This is a genomic window from Agromyces sp. NPDC058136 (genome assembly GCF_042884375.1).
In the GTDB taxonomy this organism is placed as follows: Bacteria; Actinomycetota; Actinomycetes; order Actinomycetales; family Microbacteriaceae; genus Agromyces.
Genome location: NZ_JBHVUA010000001.1, coordinates 690587 through 707852, shown reverse-complemented (window position 1 = coordinate 707852; position 17266 = coordinate 690587). Strand labels below are relative to the sequence as shown.

Genomic DNA, 17266 nt, shown 5'->3' with positions numbered 1-17266 from the left:
AGCGGTCAGCGGATCGCGAGGATGCGCGTCCGCTCCTCCTTCGGGAGGTGCTCGATCGCAGCGCGCAGCGCGACCCTCGGCATTCGTGCTGCGTGCCGCTCGACGAGCGCGACGAGCCGCGCCTCGTCGAGGTCGCCGGCCGCGCGGAGCACCCACCCCACCGCCTTCTGCACGAACGGCGCCTCGTCGAGCGCGAGGCGCTCGGCGAGATCGAAGGCGTCGTCGACCTGCCCGCGCTTGAGGAAGGCGAACGTCGCGACGAGCGCGGTGCGGCGTTCGGGCCAGAAGTCGGATGCCGCGAGCCGGTCGAGCGGGCTGCGATCACGGGTGAGGAGGTGCGCGCCGATGACGTCGCGCGCAGCCAGGTCGACGAGGTCCCACTGGTCGATCCGGTCGTGGCGGGCGAGGTAGAGCTCGTACAGCTCGGTGCGGCGGGCTTCGGTGCTCGCGCGGTGCGCGGCGGACTTGCCCATGATGCTGCACGCGAGGGCGCGCACCTCGTGCGTGGGCTCCTCGAGCAGTCGTTCGATGTCGCCCGCGGGGAGTTCGAGGTGCTGCTTCGCGAGTTCGAACACGGCCCCCATGCGCACGCCGATGAACGGTGCGGACGGGTCGTCGGGGAAGTAGCGGCGGTACTTCACCCGCTCGGCCTCGCTCGCGAGCGCGCCGAGCTGTTCGATGAGTTCGGCGGCCTCGGCCATTCGCGTCCCCTCGCTGCCTGCGTGGGATCAGCGTACGACGCTCAGGCGGCGAGGTGGGCGACGGGGGTGAGGAGGGCGGCGAGTTCGGCGGCCGAGAGTTCGCGGCCGAACGCGGGGTGGCCGGGTTCGAGTGCGAGGCCGTGCGCGAGCGCGCCGCCGTCGACGGGGTCGAAACCGATGGCGTCGATGAGGGCGGCGACCTCGGCGCGGGCGTCGGCGTCATCGCCGACGACGGCGAGCGCGCGTCGCAGCGGGTCGCCGGCGGGGAGGCTGTCGTCCTCCATCTCGTGGTACCCGAGGTGGTTGAGCGACTTCACGACCCGGGCGCGAGGGTTGCGCTCGGCGTTCTGCTCGCTCGTCGTGCGCGGGTCGGCGTCGACCTCGGCGATGTTGCCGTCGACGGGCGGCCAGTAGTTCATGGCGTCGACGACGATGCGGCCGTCGAACGCGGTCCACGGCACGGTGCCCGCCTTGCCGAACGGCACGGCGACGATGATGATGCGAGCTTCGGCGGCGAGCGCCTCGGGGGAGACCACCTCGGCGCCGGGCGCGACGACGCCGACGAGGAGTTCGAGCGCGGTCTGGCGAGGCGAACCCGAGAGCAGCACGCGGTACCCGGCGTCCACGAGCAGGCGGGCGAGGGCGGTGCCCACTTTTCCCGCGCCGTAGATGCCGATCACCTGACGTTCCGTCACTGCTCCATGCTCCCATTCCCGACGCGATGCCACGAGGTGGATGCGTCGACATGGATTTCAACCGGGCGCCGCCGCCCGGCATTCCCGGGGGCTGGTCGCCCCGGGAGCGCTGGCCTTCGGTGGTCGCCGGGAATAGTCTCGTGACGTCACGGGTTTCGCCAGGAGTATGCGTACGCATGCAGACGTGGAGAGAAGGGCCGGCATGACCGAGCGCTACGAATTCGGACTCGACACCTTCGGGGATGTCACGAACGCCGCCGACGGCTCGAAGCTGTCGCACGCGCAGGTGCTGCGGAACGTCGTCGATGAAGCCGTGCTCGCCGACCGTCTCGGTCTCGACTTCTTCGGCATCGGCGAGCACCACCGCCACGAGTTCGCCGTCTCCGCACCCGAGGTCGTGCTCGGCGCCATCGCCGGCCGCACCGAACGCATCCACCTCGGCTCCGCCGTCACCGTGCTGAGCTCCGACGACCCCGTCCGCGTGTTCCAGCGCTTCGCGACCCTCGACGGGCTCTCGGGCGGGCGCGCCGAGGTCATCCTCGGCCGCGGCTCGTTCATCGAGTCCTTCCCCCTCTTCGGGTACGACCTCGCCCAGTACCAGGAGCTCTTCGAGGAGAAGCTCGAACTCTTCGCCGCGCTCCTCGAGCAGGAGCCCGTCACCTGGAGCGGCGAACTGCGGCCCCCGCTCGAGAACCAGCGCGTGTACCCGCCCGTCGAACACGGCCACCTGAAGACGTGGATCGGTGTGGGCGGCAGCCCCGAATCGGTCGTGCGCGCCGCGCACTACGGGCTTCCGCTCGTGCTCGCGATCATCGGCGGCAGCCCCGCCCGCTTCGCCCCGCTCGCCGAGCTCTACCGCAAGGCGCTCGGTCAGTTCGGCAAGCCCGAGCAGCCCGTCGCGATCCACTCGCCGGGCTTCGTCGCCGACACCGACCAGGAGGCGCTCGACACGCTCTGGCCGCACTTCAAGGCCATGCGCGACCGCATCGGGCGCGAGCGCGGCTGGGGCCCGGCGACGCGCGAGCAGTTCGAGGCCGATGCCTCCGAGCACGGTGCGCTCTACGCGGGATCGCCCGAGACCGTCGCACGCAAGATCGCCGCCGCGATGCGCACCATCGGCGCAGTGCGCTTCGACCTCAAGTACTCGAACGGCACCCTGCCGCACGCGGCGATGATGGGCAGCATCGAACGCTACGGCAGCGAGGTCGTGCCTCGCGTGCGCGAACTGCTCGCCGAGGCCGACGCGGCCGACGCCGGGCTCGACGCCGCGGCGGCGCTCGCCGCGGCCGACCGGGCCGACGCGGCGGCGAACGCCGAGCCGGGCCGGTAGGGGCGCGGGGCGCCTACGCCCGAGCCTGCTGGCGGGCCCGCACCGCCGCGCGGAACCACGTCGCATCCGGCAACCGCGCAAGGAACGTGCCGGCGATGATCGTGATGAGCACGTACGCGGTCGCGAGCGGGGCGATCGCGGGCTCGACGCCCGCGCCCACCGCGAGGCCGGCGATGACGATCGAGAACTCGCCGCGCGGCGCCAGCGAGAAGCCCGCACGCCACTGGCCGAGCGTGCCGACGCCCGCCCTGCGGGCGGCGTAGGCGCCGGTGATGAGCTTCGTCACGATCGTGATCACGGCGAGCAGGAGCGCGGGCAGCAGCATCGAGAACAGCTTGGACGAATCGGTCGTGAGGCCGAAGAACACGAAGAACGTGGCCGCGAACAGGTCGCGGAGCGGCGTGAGCACCTGGCTCGCGTTCGCCGCCACCCGCCCCGAGAGGGCGATGCCGACGAGGAACGCGCCGACCGCGGCCGAGACCGACACCTCCTGGGCGAGCCCGGCGACGAGCATCGTGAGGCCGAGCACCCCGAGCAGCAGCGGTTCGGAATGATCGGCGGGGAAGAGCCTCGACACGAGGTGTCCGTGGCGGAGCGCGATGTAGAGGATGATCGCGACGACGGCGACCGCGACCGCGACGGCGATGGCGCCCTGCCAGAGGCTCACGCCGATCACGATCGCCGAGAGCACCGGCAGGTAGAACGCCATCGCGAGGTCCTCGATGACGAGCACGCCGAGGATGGCCGGGGTCTCGCGGTTGGAGAGACGGCCGAGGTCGCGCAGGAGCTTCGCGATCACGCCCGACGACGACACCCACGTCACCCCGGCGAGTGCGACCGCGGCGACCGGCCCCCAGCCGAGGATGAGCGCGAGGGCCGCACCCGGCAGGGCGTTGAGCAGGCCGTCGACGATGCCGGGCTTGCGCGCCGACTTCAGGCTGTCGAAGAGCTCGCTCGCGGTGTACTCGAGTCCGAGGAGCGCGAGCAGCAGGATGACGCCGATCTCGGAGCCGGTCTGGAGGAACTCGATGCTCGCGTCGAACGGGATGATGCCGCCCTCGCCGAAGGCGAGGCCGAGCAGGAGGTAGAACGGGATCGGTGACAGCCCGATGCGGAGGGCGAGTCGCCCCAGCAGGCTCATGCAGAGAAGGAGCGCGCCGACTTCGATGAGGAGGAGCGTGGTCTCATGCATGCGGGGCCCGGCGTCAGTCGGGTCCGTTGGCGAGCAGCCGGGAGACGCCGTCGAGCCCCTCGCGGGTGCCGACGGCGACGATCACGTCGCCCGCACGCAGCGACTCGGCGGGCGTCGGCGAGGGGATCACCTGGCCGTCGCGCACGATCGCCACGATCGAGGCGTGCGTGCGGGTGCGGGCCTTCGTGTCGCCGAGGGTCGCGTTGAGGTATGGGGAGTCGGTGGGCAGGGTGATCTGCTCGGTGTAGAGGCCGGCGGTCTCGTCGGAGAGGCTCGTGAGCCGGCTCAGCATGACGGAGGCGCCGAGCACGTCGGCGAGGGCTGCGGCCTCGTCGTCGTTGAGCGCGACGGAGTCGCGGCACGCGTCGGGGTCGTCGATGTCGAAGACCCCGAGATCACGCTCGCCGTCACGATGCGAGACCACGCTGATGCGGCGCCCGGCTTCGGTCACGAGGTCGTGACGTACGCCGATCCCGGGCAGATCGACCTTCTCGATGCGAATACCCACGTCGGTATCGTAACCCTGTTCGGCGGTGCCGCGGCCGCTCAGGCGTCCGTGCGCGTGCGCATCTCGAGCACGGGGGTGCCGGCGTCGTCGACGAGCTCGAACGAGACCGCCACGGCACCGAGTTCGGCGAGCGAGTCGACGTGCGTGCCGCCGCAGGCGATCGCCGCGGTGCCGGCCGGGAGTTCGGCGACCCAGCTGCGTCGATCGGTGAGCCCGTCGCCCTCGCGGTCGATGCGCACGGGCGAACCCGCGGCGACCCACTCGGCGATCGTCGCGGTGACGGCGCCGCCGAGCGCGTCGAGCTCGTCGGCGAGGCCCGCGACGTCGAACCCGGCGCGGCGCAGCGACTTGTTGAGGCGGTAGCGGTCGAGCGAGCCGTTCGGCTCGATGAGGCTCGACGCGATCGCGATGCCGTCGAAGTCGGGGCGGCCGAGCGCGTCGGTGCGGGCGCTCTTCGACCAGCGGCCTTCGAGGGCGAGGTTCAGGGCGAGGGATGCCGCGTGGCAGGCCGTGTGCCCGGCGGAGAGGGCGCGGCGCGCCGTGGCATCCGCACTGATCTCGACCTCGTCGCCCTCGGCGACGGCCGAACCGGCGTCGACGAGGTGCGCGACGACGAACACCCAGCCCTCGGTGCCCTTGCGCACCGGGATGTCGGCGCCGAGGTGCAGTGCCGTGCCGTCGCTCGCGGCGACGACCGCGTCGCGGATCGGCAGGGTGATGCCGCCCACGACGAGCTCGCCCGTGTCGGCCGGCTGGTCGGGCCAGGCGGCGTCGACCGGGTGGAACGGGGTCGTGTCGGTGACGACGGCGAGGAGGCCGTCGGCGGCGGGCTCGACGTGCAGCACCCGAGCCTGCTCGCGCAGCGAGCCGCTCGGGTACGTGACGCGGGTGCTCCGGGCGGGGAGGGTCATCGGGGCGGGCTCAGTCGTCGGCGCGGCCGAGCACGTGGAACGGGATGGCGAGGGCGAGCGAGACCGCGATGATGCCGCTGAAGAAGGTCGCGGCCTGGAAGCCGGCCACCTCGGGCGCGATGCTCATGACCCACATGCCGAAGACGAAAAGTGCCATGGCGATGACGGTGGCGACGACGTTCACAACGACCTCCAAAGTGCGTTGGCGACGTTCGCCGCCCTCGCAAGTCTAGCCAACGCGGCGACCTCAGTCGGGGACGGGGCCGAGCCAGGCGTTCGCGACCGTCGCGTGGGCCGACTCGTCATCGGAGGGGTGGAAGATGCCAGCGAGCACGTCGCGGTAGAGCCGGCCGAGCTCGGATCCTGCGAAGTAGCTCGAGCCGCCAGCCACTCGGACCGCCTGGTCGACGACGTGCTTCGCGGTCTCGGTGGCGCGCACCTTCACGCCGACGAGCTTCGGGAACCAGGCTGCGCCGTGGTCGACGAGCCCGTCGAGGTCGCGCGCGACGGCCTCGAGCTGCGGCGGGATCGCGTCGTACGCGAGCGCGGCGTCCGCGACGCGCCAGCGGATATCGGGGTCGTGCGCGAGCGGCCGGCCGTCGGACTTCATCGAGGTGCGACGGTGCGCGGCGGCCACCGCGAGATCGAGGGCGCGGGCGCCGATGCCCGTGTACACCGAGGCGAGCAGCAGCTCGAAGTTCGCGAAGATGCCGAAGATCAGCGGATCGGCGTTGGGGCCCGGGTCGAGACGGCGCACGATGCGGTCGGCGGGGGCGTAGGCGCCGTCGAGCACGGTCGTGCGGCTCTGGCTCGCCCGCATGCCCATCGTGTCCCAGTCGTCGAGGACCTTGACGTCGGGGTCCTCGCGGTCGATGAAGCCGTACACGAGCTTCGGCGCGTCGGGCGAGACGGTGTCGAGGCCCATCGTGCCGAGCCGCGTCCACGCGGGCGAGAGCGAGGTGAAGATCTTGCGGCCGGTGAAGCGGTACCCGCCGTCGGGCTGCGGGTCGGCGACCGAGCGCGAACCGAACAGCATGAGGTCGTTGCCGGCCTCGCTGATGCCGAAGCCGAACAGCTCGCCCGTGCCCGCCTCGCGGAGCACGAACTCGAGCGAGTCGTCGCCGCGGTCGCGGAGCACCTTCGCGACGCCCGTCCACACAAGGTGCATGTTGATCGCGAGCGCCGTCGCGGGGGCGGCGCCCGCGAGGCGTTGCTGGGCCTGCACGACGTCGAGCGTCGACCAGCCGAGGCCGCCGAACTCGCGAGGCACGAGCGCCGTCGGGTACCCGATCGACTGCAGCTCGGCGAGGTCGTCGTCGAAGAAGGCGTTGTCGCGGTCGTACTCGCCCGCCCGTGCGCGGAACCGTTCGAGCAGTTCGTCGTCGAGCAGGGTCTCTGGCGTCGGGTTCTCGGTGGTCGCGCTCACGACGCCAGACTACGCCCGCGGCTCCTCGTCGGAGGAGGGCGCCGGGGGCATCGGGGGCATCGGCCGCGACTCCGTCGGCGTCGGCTGCGGCTCAGCGGGCTTCGCCTCCGTGGGCTGCGCCTGCACCGCACGTCGCCGCCCGCGCGTGGCGAGCACGACGACGAGCACGATGATCGCCGCGATGACGAGCAGCACCGCGATCCACGGCAGCAGCACGCCGAGGGCCACCGCGAGCGCCGAGGCGAAGACGGTGAGTGCAGCCCAGCCAGCGGCGAGGCCGCTCCAGAAGTCGTCAGGCGCGGTCTCGGGCGCGGTCTCGACGGTGATGAGCTCGACGGAGAGGGTCGAGTAGTCGACCTGGTCGACGAGCCAGTCGCGTTGCTGGGTCAGGCTGTCGAACTCGGCCTGCCGCGTGGTCAGCTCGGATTCGATCGCGATGAGGTCGGTGATCGTCGTGGCCTGGGCGAGCAGCTGCTCGAGGCGGTCGACCGAGGCCGAGAGCGCTTCGATGCGCGCGTCGAGGTCCTTGCGCTGCGCGGTGACATCCTGTTCCTCCATCGCGATGCCGTTGACCTCGCCGAGCTCGCGCAGCCCGTCGACGACGCCGTCGAGCTCGTCGGCCGGCACCCGCAGCACCAGCTGCGCGCTCGGCGCGGAGGCGTCGGTGCCCGGCTGCTCGGTGCGGCTCTCGATGCGGCCGCCTGCGTCGCGGGCCAGGTCGGCGGCGTCCTCGGCCGTGGCGATCGGATCGTCGACGGTGATGGACATGCGACCGGTCGTGATGACGCTCTGGGTCGCGGCGTCGTCGGCGCCGGACTGGGCGCCGTCGCCCGTCGCCCCGGACTGGTCGAACTCCTCGGCGGTGCCGCCGTCGGCGGGCATCGGGGGTTCGTGGCTGCTGCTCTCGACGCCCGAACCCATGGAGCATCCGGCGAGGAGCAGGGCGGTGAGTGCGGCGGCTGCGGCCGCGGGTACGAGTCGTCTCATGCGGTCAGGCTAGGGCCGTGCCGGGAGCCGATGTCTGGGCGCCCGCTGGGAGTCGGGTCACGATCGGATTGCGCTGTGACCAGGCCGTGATCGAGTCGTGATCGGGCCGTGATCAGGGGTTGAGCCGGGTCCCGCGCTCGGGGTGCCTGCGGGCGCGATCGAGTGCGGCGCTCAGTCGAGATCGGGGTCGCGCCCCGTGCGTTCGCCGCTCTCGAGCGCCGCGATCTCGGCCAGGTCGCCGAGGCGGAGCTCGAAGTCGAAGACGTCGAGGTTCTCGCGGATCCGCTCGGGCGACGACGCCTTCGGAATCACGATATTGCCGAGCTGCACATGCCAGCGCAGCACGATCTGCGCGGGGGTGCGATCGTGACGTGCTGCGATGGCGGCGAGCACCGGGTCGTCGAGCACCCGCCCGCGGGCGAGGGGCGACCAGGCCTCGGTGAGGATGCCGTGGGCCAGGTCGAACGCGCGCAGCTCGCGCTGCGGGAGCCATGGGTGCAGCTCGACCTGGTTCACGACGGGCGCGACGCCGGTCTCGCCGATGATGCGCTCGAGGTGGTGCGCGTGGAAGTTCGCGACGCCGATCGAGCGCACCCGGCCCTCCTCGCGCAGCCGCACGAGCGCCCGCCAGGTGTCGACGTAGCGGTCGGTCGAGGGCACCGGCCAGTGGATGAGGAAGAGGTCGAGCCGCTCGAGCCCGAGCCGCCCCATCGAGGCGTCGAAGGCGCGGAGGGTCTCGTCGTAGCCGTTGTCGTCCTTCCAGACCTTGCTCGTGACGAAGAGCTCGTCGCGCGGAACGGGTGCGGCGCGCACCGCCTCACCGACCTCGCGCTCGTTGCCGTAGAACGCGGCCGTGTCGAGGTGGCGGTAGCCGGCGTCGATCGCCTCGAGGCTGAGCCGCATCGCATCGGCGGGCGGCACCTTGTAGAGGCCGTAGCCGAGCTGCGGGACGGCTGTGCCGTCGGCGAGCGGCACGAGCGGTGCTGGATCGAGATTGCGTGACATCCGAACGTTCTCTAACTCGGTTGCATCGGCACCGGTGCGGTGTCGGGGATCGGGGACGCGTCGCGGCCCCGGAGATCGGGATGCCACTTGCGCGCGAGCGCGGGCACCAGGAAGCCGAAGAAGGCGAGCCCGGTCGCCGCCCAGAACGCGCCCTGCGCGCCGTAGCCGTCGATGAGGAACCCGGCCAGCGCCGAACCGAGCGCGGCGCCGATGAGCTGGCCCGTGCCGACCCAGCCGTACGCCTCGGCGGTGTCGGAGAACTTCACGCTCGACGAGACGATCGCGAAGAGCACCGCGAGGGCCGGGGCGATGCCGATGCCGGCGATGAAGAGGGTGATCGAGAGCCACCAGAAGTCCATGACGAAGGCCGCGAGCGCGGTGCCCGCGAACACGATGAACATGCGGCGCGCGGTCGACCAGGGGCCGATCGGCACGTGCCCGAGGAAGAGGCCGCCGGCGAGCGAACCGATCGAGAAGATCGCGAGCACGATGCCCGCCTCGGCGCCGTCGTGCCCGAACACGGCGACGACGCCGGCCTCGATCGCGGCGCACGCGCCGATGAGGAGGAACCCGACGACGGTCGCGAGGAGCACGGGCGGCCGGGTGAGCACGACGCCGAGCCTGCGCTTCGAGCGGGGGATGCGGACGCGCCCGAGCTCGGGGGAGGCGATGAACCAGGCGCCGCCGACGACCATCATCAGCGCCGCGAGCAGGATGCCCCAGACGGTGCCGATCTGCGTCGAGACGAAGGTCGTGACGACCGGGCCGACGACCCAGATGATCTCCTGCGCCGAGGCGTCGAGCGAGAACAGGGGGGTGAGCTGTCGCGAGTTCACCATCTTGGGGTAGATGGTGCGCACGGCGGGCTGCACGGGCGGGGTCGCGAGCCCCGCGACGAACCCGACCGCCATATAGAGGGGAATGGTGAGCGGCAGCACGCCGATCGCCACGACGCCGGTGACGCACACGACGAGCGTGATGATGAGCACCGGGCGCATGCCGAAGCGGCCCATGAGCCGGCTCGTGAAGGGCCCGGCGATGGCCTGGCCGATCGAGGTGGCCGCGAGCACGAGGCCGGCGGCGCCGTACGAGCCGGTCTGCTGCTCGACGTGGAGGAGGAACGCGAGCGAGAGCATTCCGAACGGGAAGCGCGCCGTCAGCTGGGCGGCGATGATGCGTGCGACGCCCTGGGTCTTGAGCAGTTCTGAGTAGCTTCCCACGGTGGGCCCAGCCTATCGAGCGGGATGCCACGGGCTGCGCATCCTCCGAGTGCGCCGCGCCGAACGCAGCTCGCGCGGCATCGGGTGCCAAAAAGTACGGAATCTTGCGTCAGTTCTGTTCGAAACGAACGAAACCAATCGCGACCGAATCGTGATACGGCGATATGCACGCGTGCGGGGAACCGTGGTTTAGGCTCGACCGGTACGGCGACGGAGCCTTGCGATACGCTCGGCCGTCTTGTCCCCATTGATCGCGTGACGACAGAGGTACCAAACATGAACATCCGCCGACTTCTCCTGCCGGCCGCCGTGGCTTCCGCTGCGGCACTGCTCTTCACGGGTTGCGTGAACAACTCGGCCAGCGAGGGCGGCTCCGCCGAGAGCAACGCCCCCACGACCTCGATCACGGCCGACGACGCCGCGGTCGCGCTGCTGCCCGCCGAGGTCAAGGACTCGGGCGTGCTGCGCATCGGCACCGACGCCGAGTACCCGCCCAACGAGTTCAAGGACGACGCCGGCAACCCGACCGGCTGGGGCGTCACGCTCGCCGAGGCCGTCTCCGCCAAGCTCGGCCTCGAGCCCGAGTGGGAGATCCTGAGCTTCGACAGCATCATCCCCCGCATCCAGGAGAACGCGCTCGACATGGGCTCGTCGTCGTTCACCGACACCGTCGAGCGCCAGGAGTCGGTCGACTTCGTCGACTTCCTGAACGCGGGCAGCCTGTGGGCCGCTCCCGTCGGCAGCGACATCACCCCCGACAACGCGTGCGGCAAGACCGTCGCCGTGCAGTCCGGCACGATCCAGCACACCGACGAGCTGCCCGCCCGCAACCAGAAGTGCCTCGACGAGGGCAAGCCCGCCATCGAGATCCTGCCCTTCGAGGGTCAGCCCGAGGTGACGACCGCGGTCGTCAACGGCAAGGCCGACGCCTTCTCCGCCGACCTGCCCGTGACCGGCGACGCCGTCTCGAAGCTCGAGGGCCAGCTCGAGACCGTCGGCGAGATGTTCGACGCCGCCCCGTACGGCTTCGCCACCCAGAAGGGCAGCGAGATGACGAAGGCCGTGCAGGCCGCCCTCCAGTCGCTCATCGACGACGGCACCTACCTCGAGATCCTCACCGCGGCCGGCATCGAGTCGGGTGCGGTCGACGAGGCCGTCATCAACGGCGCCACCAACTGATCGGGTAGGGCACCGCAGTCATGTCCGACATGCAGTCCCGGCCGGCGGAGTCCACGACTCCGCCGGCCGGCCCCGGAGCGGAGACCCCGCCCGAGGCCATCAAGGCGATCAAGCTGCGCCACCCGTGGCGCACCGTGCTCGCCGTCGTGCTCGCGGCCCTCGCCGTGCTCTTCATCGTCGACGCCGCGATCAACCGTCCGGTCTACAACTGGCCCGAGGTCGGCAAGTACCTCTTCGACACCCGCGTCGTCGAGGCCGCCGGCTACACCCTGCAGCTGACGATCTACTCGATGGTCATCGCGATCCTGCTGGGCGTCGCGCTCGCGATCATGCGCCTCTCGCCGAACCCCGTCGTGAAGTCGGTGGCGTGGGCGTACCTCTGGCTGTTCCGCGGCACCCCGGTGTACGTGCAGCTCGTGTTCTGGGGCCTCATCGGCGTCATCTACAAGACGATCGACATCGGCATCCCGTTCACCGACCCGTGGGTCTCGTTCGACACGAGCGAGCTGTTCAGCTACTTCTTCCTCGCGATCATCGGCCTCGCGCTCAACGAGGCCGCGTACATGGCCGAGATCGTGCGCGCCGGCCTCCTCGCCGTCGACAAGGGCCAGGACGAGGCGGCCACCGCCCTCGGCCTCGGCTGGTGGCACACGATGAGCCGCGTCATCCTGCCGCAGGCGATGCGCGTGATCATCCCGCCGACGGGCAACGAGGTCATCTCGATGCTGAAGACGACCTCGCTCGTCACGGCGGTGCCGTTCACGCTCGAGCTCTTCACCCGCACGACCGACATCGCGGCGAAGACGTATCAGCCGGTGCCGATGCTCATCGTCGCCTCGATCTGGTACCTCGCGATCACCTCGATCCTCATGGTCGGCCAGTACTACCTCGAGCGGCACTTCGCGAAGGGCGTCGACCAGCGCCCGCTGCCGCAGAAGCCGACGGTCGAGACGAGCGCGGTCTCCGCGGTCGACCTCGACGCCGAACCGGGCGCGACCTCGCCCTCGAACCGACCCGGAGGAGACGCATGAACGCCGCGGACACCCCCATGGTGAAGGCCGAGGCCGTCTCGAAGGCGTACGGCTCGAACACCGTTCTGCGCTCGATCTCGCTCGAGGTCAAGCGCGGCGAGGTGCTCTGCCTCGTCGGGCCCTCGGGCTCGGGCAAGTCGACCTTCCTCCGGTGCATCAACCACCTCGAGACGGTGAGCGCCGGTCGCCTGTCGGTCGACGGCGAGCTCGTCGGGTACCGGCAGCATGGCGACAAGATCTACGAGCTGCACCCGAAGGATGCCGCGAAGCAGCGCCGTGACATCGGCATGGTGTTCCAGCGCTTCAACCTGTTCCCGCACATGACGGCCGTCGAGAACGTGATGCTCGCGCCGACGCTGCTGAAGAAGAAGCTCCCGAAGGCGCAGGCGAAGGCGCGTGCGCTCGAGCTGCTCGCCCGCGTGGGGCTCGCCGAGCGCAGCGACTACTACCCGTCGCAGCTCTCGGGCGGCCAGCAGCAGCGCGTCGCGATCGCGCGGGCGCTCGCGATGGAGCCGAAGCTCATGCTCTTCGACGAGCCGACGTCGGCGCTCGACCCCGAGCTCGTCGGCGAGGTGCTCGAGGTCATGAAGGAACTGGCGAAGAGCGGCATGACGATGATCGTCGTCACGCACGAGATGGGCTTCGCCCGCGAGGTCGCCGACACGCTCGTCTTCATGGACGGCGGCGTCGTCGTCGAGCAGGGCGATCCGCGCGAGGTGCTCTCGAACCCGCAGCACCAGCGCACCCGCGCCTTCCTCTCGAAGGTGCTCTGACCCGCAGCGCGATCCGGTGAGCCCGGTGGAGCAGGCATTCGTGCCCGCCCCACCGGGCTCTCGCGTTCGGCCGGGATCTTGCGTTCGGCCGGGCTCTCGCGTTCGGCGGGCTCTACGATTGAGGGGTGAACCGCCAGAACACCCCGTCCCAGGCCGCCGGCGCCGTGGGCGCCTTCTTCGTCGACGCCGTGCTCGTCGTGCTCTTCGTGATGATCGGCCGTCGCAGCCACGGCGAGGGCGTCGACCTCGCGGGCGTCGTGCACACGGGCTGGCCGTTCCTCGTGGCGCTCGTCGTCGGGTGGCTCGTCTCGCTCGCGTGGCGTCGTCCGCTCGCGATCTGGCCGACGGGGGTCGTCGTCTGGGCGGTGACCGTCGCGGGCGGCCTGGGGCTGCGCGTGCTGACCGGTGAGAGCGCAGCACTCGCCTTCGTCATCGTCGCAACGCTGACGCTCGCGCTCTTCCTCCTCGGCTGGCGTGCGATCGAGGGCTTCCGAGTTCGCCGAAGGGCCGCGCGCGAGGCCGCCGCCGAAGCCGAGGCGAACGGGCCGTCGGCGTCGCGGTGAACCCCATCGAGTGGCTGTTCGACGCGCAACTGGTCATCGGCGACCAGGTGATCCTCTGGCGCGAGATCGTCGGCAACCTCTTCGGGCTCGCGAGCGCGCTCGGCGGGCTGCGGCGCAAGGTGTGGGCGTGGCCGGTCGGCATCGTCGGCAACGCGCTGCTCTTCACGGTCTTCATGGGTGCCGTCTTCGACACCCCGAACCCGGTGAACCTGCTCGGGCAGGCGGGGCGGCAGCTGATGTTCATCTGCGTCTCGATCTACGGCTGGGTGCAGTGGTCCAGGCACCGCAACGCGGCGGTCGGCGCCTCGGCGGTCGATCCGCGCTGGGCGAGCGGGCGCGAGCGGGTGCTGCTCGTCGTGCTCCTCGTCGGCGGCACGCTCGTGCTCACCCCGATCTTCCGGGCGCTCGGCTCGTTCGAGCCGGTCTGGGCCGACGCGTGGATCTTCATGGGGTCGCTCCTCGCGACCTGGGGCATGGCGAAGGGCTGGACGGAGTTCTGGCTCATCTGGGTCGCCGTCGACATCGTCGGCGTGCCGCTGCTCGTCTCGGCGGGGTACTACGCCTCGGCGCTCATGTACCTGTTCTACGGCGCGTTCACGCTGCTCGGCTTCTTCACCTGGATGCGCGTGCAGCGGCGTAGGGCCGAGGAGCTCGCCGGCTCGGCCTGAGCGGCCGGCCGCGGGTCACCAGGCGGCGGGCACGCGGTCGAGCACCGTCCACACGGCGGTGCTCAGTTCGGGATGCTCCAGCGCGATGCCGCGGAGGAGGTCGAACTCGAACCGTGCCGCATCACCCTGCCGGGCGGCGGGGTGGTAGGCGCGCGAGCGCGCCGGCGCCCATTCGGCCGAGCGGAGGCGGTCTTCGCGGAGGGTCGCGACGACCTGCTCGTCGACCGAGGGGAGCTCGGGCAGGAACTCCCACGGATCTTCGCCGAGTCGGCAGCGCAGTTCGATGAGCGCGGCGAGTTCGTCGCGTGCGTCTTGGCGCAGGCGTTCGAGCGCCGGTGTCTCTGCCGGTGACGCTGTCATCGTGCGACCTCCCCTCGCTGCACTGATCGTACGTCCACGCTACGCCCACCGTGTGACGCTGCGGTTACACGGCGCAATCGGAGATGTCGCGCAGATGACGCGTACGTGACGTGCGTCGTGCGAGGGCGGCGCCTGCCGGGTTGAATGGAGCCGCGGGCGAGCGCCGCCCGTGGCGAACGCGAAGGACGAGCATGGCCGAGGTCCTCATCCTGCACGGCTGGCAGAACCACCGGCCCGAGGGGCACTGGCAGCGCTGGCTCGCCGGCGAGCTCGGCGCAGGCGGTCGCGCGGTGCGCTACCCGCAACTGCCCGAACCCGATGCACCCGCGCGCGCCGAGTGGCTCGCGGCGCTCGAGACCGAACTCGAGGGCACCGACCCCGCCGAGCTCACCGTCGTCGCGCACAGCCTCGGCTGCATGCTGTGGGTCGCGCACGCACGGGCTCGCGCCGCCGCGGGGCTCACGGGCCCGGTCGCGCGGCGGGTGCTCCTCGTCGGCCCGCCGTCGGATGCGGTCGTCGCGTCGATCGCCGAGCTCACCGAGTTCGCGGCGGTCGACGCCGGCCACGAGGCATCCACCCATATCGATGCCGTCGCGGTGGTCACCGCTGCGCTCGCCGCCGCGAGCGTGGAACCGCCCGTCGTCGTGGCGGGCGACCACGACCCGTACTCGCCCGTCGAGGCGGAGGGCCTCGCCGCCCGGCTCGGGCTCGAACGCATCGTCGTCGACGGCGGCGGGCATCTCACGATCGAGGACGGCTTCGGGCCGTTCCCGCTCATCCTCGAGCTCTGCGCTTGAATGGTCGGGTGGAACCCGCACCGAACCCCGAACTGCTCGCCCGCCTCGCCGACGACCTGCGCGGCGCCGACTACACCGTCGAGGCGCTCGACGCGCTGTGGGGCGATGACGCGTCGGCCGCCCTGCATCGCGGTGAGCGGGTGCCCGCGCGGCGCGTGCTCGATGCGCGACGGGGCGAGCACGGGGCATCCGCACCGCTCGCGGCGCTCGCCGAACTGTTCGTGCTCGGCCTGCCGGTGCCCGCCGCCGACGCGGCCGAGGCGCTGCCGACGCTCGGCGTCTCAGGCGCCGTCGAACTCGGGCTGCTGCGCGAAGCCGGCGACGCGCGCGAGGCCGGTGCCGGCGCGCGCGAGGTGCTCGCCGCGCTCGACCTGCGCCCCTACGCCTTCGCCGACGAGCACGGCGCGGTGCACTGGTGGATCATCTCCGACCTCGGCGAGCTCGCCCTCGGCCACGCGCTCGGCGAGCAGCACGTGCTCGGCGTCGGCGGGGCATCCATGACGTTGTCGGGGCTCATGCTGCCGACGCCCGCCCGCCGGGTGCTCGATCTCGGCACGGGCTGCGGCATCCAGGCGATGCACGCCTCGCGCTTCGCCGACGAGGTCGTCGCGACCGACATCTCCGAGCGGGCGCTCGTGCTCGCCCGCATGAACCTGCTGCTCAACGGCATCGAGGGCGTCGAGCTGCGCCTCGGCAGCCTGTTCGACCCGGTCGCGGGGGAGCGCTTCGACCGGATCGTGTCGAACCCGCCGTTCGTGATCACGCCGCGCACCGAGGGGGTGCCCGAGTACGACTACCGCGACGGCGGCATGGTCGGCGACGCGCTCGTCGAGGCGGTCGTGCGCGGTGCGGCGTCGCACCTCGAACCCGGGGGCATCGCGCAGCTGCTCGCGAACTGGGAGTACCGCGGCGACGGCGGTGGCGACGGCCTCGACCGGGCGGCTTCGTGGGCCGCTGAGGCGGGGCTCGAGCACTGGATCGTCGAACGCGAGGTGCAGGCGGTCGCCGAATACGCGGCGACCTGGATCCGCGACGGCGGCACCCGTTCGGGCACCCCCGAGTTCGACCGCCTCTACGACGCCTGGCTCGACGACTTCGCGGCGCGCGGCGTCGACCACGTCGGCTTCGGGTACGTGCTGCTGCGGCGCCCGCTCGCTCTCGAACACTCGGATGCCACGGGCACGGTGCCGCTCGGAGGCGTCGCGCCGCTCGCGCGGGTCGAACGCCGGCACGGGCCGCTCGGCACCGAGGGCGCCGGCATCAGCGGGCACCTCGCCGCCGTGCTCGCCGCGCACGACCTGCAGGTGCGGCTCGACGACGCCGCGCTCGCCGCCCTCCGCCTGCGGGTCGCGGGCGACGTCACTGAAGAGCGCCACTACTGGCCAGGCGACGACGACCCGACCGCGATGCTGCTGCGCCAGGGCGGCGGCTTCGGCCGCACCGTCTCACCCGGCACCGGCCTCGCGGCCCTCGTCGGTGCCTGCGACGGGGAGCTCTCGGTCGGCGCGATCATCGGCGCCCTCGCGCAGCTGCTCGAGGTCGACGAGGTTGCGCTCGCCGCAGAGCTGCTGCCCGCGGTGCGTGAACTCATCGACGACGGGATGCTGCTGCTGCCCGAGGGGTGAGCCGCTTGAGCGTTGTAAGCGAAAGGTGATCGTGACGGGAACGCTGTGGCAGCCGACTGCCGAGAAACTCGTGCTGTTGTTCGTGCTTGCTGCCTTCGCGCTCGCCGTCGCGATGTTCGTGCTCGTTCAGCGTCGGCGACTCGTAGAACGGGTCGCCCCCTCAGGAGGCGTGATTCCGGCCCATGTAGCCTCCACGATCTTGGTGCTCCGTGCCGTGATGTTCTCGGTGGCCGGCGTGGTTCTCCTCGTGTTCGCTGTGCTGCTCGGGCCGGGCGTGTTCGCGGGCTGATGCAAA

20 protein-coding genes are annotated in these 17266 nt (G+C 71.4%); 9 read left to right on the top strand and 11 right to left on the bottom strand.

Annotation, left to right across the window (positions count from 1 at the left end; genetic code table 11):
* Positions 1 to 5 precede the first annotated feature (5 nt).
* Positions 6 to 701, bottom strand: coding sequence for a DNA alkylation repair protein (locus ACFVTX_RS03355; protein WP_386898027.1), 696 nt, complete (start codon positions 699 to 701; stop codon positions 6 to 8).
* Between the two features lie 41 nt (positions 702 to 742).
* Complete coding sequence (locus ACFVTX_RS03350) at positions 743 to 1429, bottom strand: NADPH-dependent F420 reductase (RefSeq protein ID WP_386898025.1); 687 nt, start codon at positions 1427 to 1429, stop codon at positions 743 to 745.
* A 169-nt stretch (positions 1430 to 1598) separates the two neighbouring features.
* Between ACFVTX_RS03350 and ACFVTX_RS03345 the strand changes: the two genes are divergently transcribed.
* Positions 1599 to 2726, top strand: coding sequence for an LLM class flavin-dependent oxidoreductase (locus ACFVTX_RS03345; protein ID WP_386898023.1), 1128 nt, complete (start codon positions 1599 to 1601; stop codon positions 2724 to 2726).
* Positions 2727 to 2739: 13 nt separating this feature from the next.
* Here the strand turns inward: ACFVTX_RS03345 and ACFVTX_RS03340 are convergent, their stop codons facing one another.
* From ACFVTX_RS03340 to ACFVTX_RS03305, 8 genes are all read right to left on the bottom strand, one after another.
* Positions 2740 to 3918: a cation:proton antiporter gene (locus ACFVTX_RS03340; RefSeq protein WP_386898021.1), complete on the bottom strand. Its 1179-nt coding sequence runs from the start codon at positions 3916 to 3918 to the stop codon at positions 2740 to 2742.
* Positions 3919 to 3931: 13 nt separating this feature from the next.
* Positions 3932 to 4426 (bottom strand): cation:proton antiporter regulatory subunit, encoded by a 495-nt coding sequence (locus ACFVTX_RS03335; RefSeq protein WP_386898020.1) that lies wholly within the window; start codon positions 4424 to 4426, stop codon positions 3932 to 3934.
* Positions 4427 to 4464: 38 nt separating this feature from the next.
* On the bottom strand, positions 4465 to 5337 hold the full coding sequence (locus ACFVTX_RS03330) for a metal-dependent hydrolase (protein WP_386898019.1): 873 nt from the start codon (positions 5335 to 5337) through the stop codon (positions 4465 to 4467).
* Between the two features lie 10 nt (positions 5338 to 5347).
* On the bottom strand, positions 5348 to 5494 hold the full coding sequence (locus tag ACFVTX_RS03325; protein WP_386898018.1) for a hypothetical protein: 147 nt from the start codon (positions 5492 to 5494) through the stop codon (positions 5348 to 5350).
* A gap of 90 nt (positions 5495 to 5584) precedes the next feature.
* The gene (locus tag ACFVTX_RS03320) at positions 5585 to 6763 is read right to left on the bottom strand and encodes an acyl-CoA dehydrogenase family protein (RefSeq protein WP_386898017.1); all 1179 of its coding nucleotides are present in this window, start codon (positions 6761 to 6763) and stop codon (positions 5585 to 5587) included.
* Between the two features lie 9 nt (positions 6764 to 6772).
* Entirely contained in the window at positions 6773 to 7750 is a 978-nt protein-coding gene (locus ACFVTX_RS03315) for a DUF4349 domain-containing protein (protein WP_386898016.1), read from the bottom strand.
* A 171-nt stretch (positions 7751 to 7921) separates the two neighbouring features.
* Positions 7922 to 8755, bottom strand: coding sequence for an aldo/keto reductase (locus ACFVTX_RS03310; RefSeq protein WP_386898014.1), 834 nt, complete (start codon positions 8753 to 8755; stop codon positions 7922 to 7924).
* An 11-nt stretch (positions 8756 to 8766) separates the two neighbouring features.
* On the bottom strand, positions 8767 to 9975 hold the full coding sequence (locus ACFVTX_RS03305; RefSeq protein WP_386898012.1) for an MFS transporter: 1209 nt from the start codon (positions 9973 to 9975) through the stop codon (positions 8767 to 8769).
* A 276-nt stretch (positions 9976 to 10251) separates the two neighbouring features.
* Between ACFVTX_RS03305 and ACFVTX_RS03300 the strand changes: the two genes are divergently transcribed.
* The 5 genes from ACFVTX_RS03300 to pnuC all read left to right on the top strand — a co-directional run bounded on the left by ACFVTX_RS03300 (position 10252) and on the right by pnuC (position 14189).
* Positions 10252 to 11154, top strand: a complete 903-nt coding sequence (locus tag ACFVTX_RS03300) for an ABC transporter substrate-binding protein (protein WP_386898010.1) — start codon at positions 10252 to 10254, stop codon at positions 11152 to 11154.
* Between the two features lie 20 nt (positions 11155 to 11174).
* Complete coding sequence (locus ACFVTX_RS03295; protein WP_386898009.1) at positions 11175 to 12185, top strand: amino acid ABC transporter permease; 1011 nt, start codon at positions 11175 to 11177, stop codon at positions 12183 to 12185.
* Positions 12182 to 12958: an amino acid ABC transporter ATP-binding protein gene (locus ACFVTX_RS03290; RefSeq protein WP_386898008.1), complete on the top strand. Its 777-nt coding sequence runs from the start codon at positions 12182 to 12184 to the stop codon at positions 12956 to 12958. The genes ACFVTX_RS03295 and ACFVTX_RS03290 overlap by 4 nt, the downstream gene beginning before the upstream one ends.
* 125 nt (positions 12959 to 13083) lie before the next feature.
* Positions 13084 to 13521 carry a DUF3054 domain-containing protein gene (locus ACFVTX_RS03285; RefSeq protein WP_386898006.1) on the top strand — a complete coding sequence of 146 codons (438 nt, stop codon included), beginning with the start codon at positions 13084 to 13086 and terminating at the stop codon, positions 13519 to 13521.
* Entirely contained in the window at positions 13518 to 14189 is a 672-nt protein-coding gene (pnuC, locus tag ACFVTX_RS03280) for a nicotinamide riboside transporter PnuC (protein WP_386898004.1), read from the top strand. Before ACFVTX_RS03285 ends, pnuC begins: the two co-directional genes overlap by 4 nt.
* A gap of 15 nt (positions 14190 to 14204) precedes the next feature.
* Here the strand turns inward: pnuC and ACFVTX_RS03275 are convergent, their stop codons facing one another.
* Positions 14205 to 14549, bottom strand: a complete 345-nt coding sequence (locus ACFVTX_RS03275) for a hypothetical protein (RefSeq protein WP_386898003.1) — start codon at positions 14547 to 14549, stop codon at positions 14205 to 14207.
* Between the two features lie 191 nt (positions 14550 to 14740).
* Here ACFVTX_RS03275 and ACFVTX_RS03270 point away from each other — a divergent pair, with 191 nt between their 5' ends.
* Genes ACFVTX_RS03270 through ACFVTX_RS03260 form a run of 3 tightly spaced genes read left to right on the top strand, consistent with a single transcriptional unit; the run spans position 14741 to position 17260 of the window.
* Positions 14741 to 15346 carry an RBBP9/YdeN family alpha/beta hydrolase gene (locus ACFVTX_RS03270; RefSeq protein WP_386898002.1) on the top strand — a complete coding sequence of 202 codons (606 nt, stop codon included), beginning with the start codon at positions 14741 to 14743 and terminating at the stop codon, positions 15344 to 15346.
* A gap of 8 nt (positions 15347 to 15354) precedes the next feature.
* Positions 15355 to 16971 carry a methyltransferase gene (locus tag ACFVTX_RS03265; protein ID WP_386898000.1) on the top strand — a complete coding sequence of 539 codons (1617 nt, stop codon included), beginning with the start codon at positions 15355 to 15357 and terminating at the stop codon, positions 16969 to 16971.
* A gap of 31 nt (positions 16972 to 17002) precedes the next feature.
* Complete coding sequence (locus ACFVTX_RS03260) at positions 17003 to 17260, top strand: hypothetical protein (protein ID WP_386897998.1); 258 nt, start codon at positions 17003 to 17005, stop codon at positions 17258 to 17260.
* Positions 17261 to 17266: the final 6 nt, after the last annotated feature.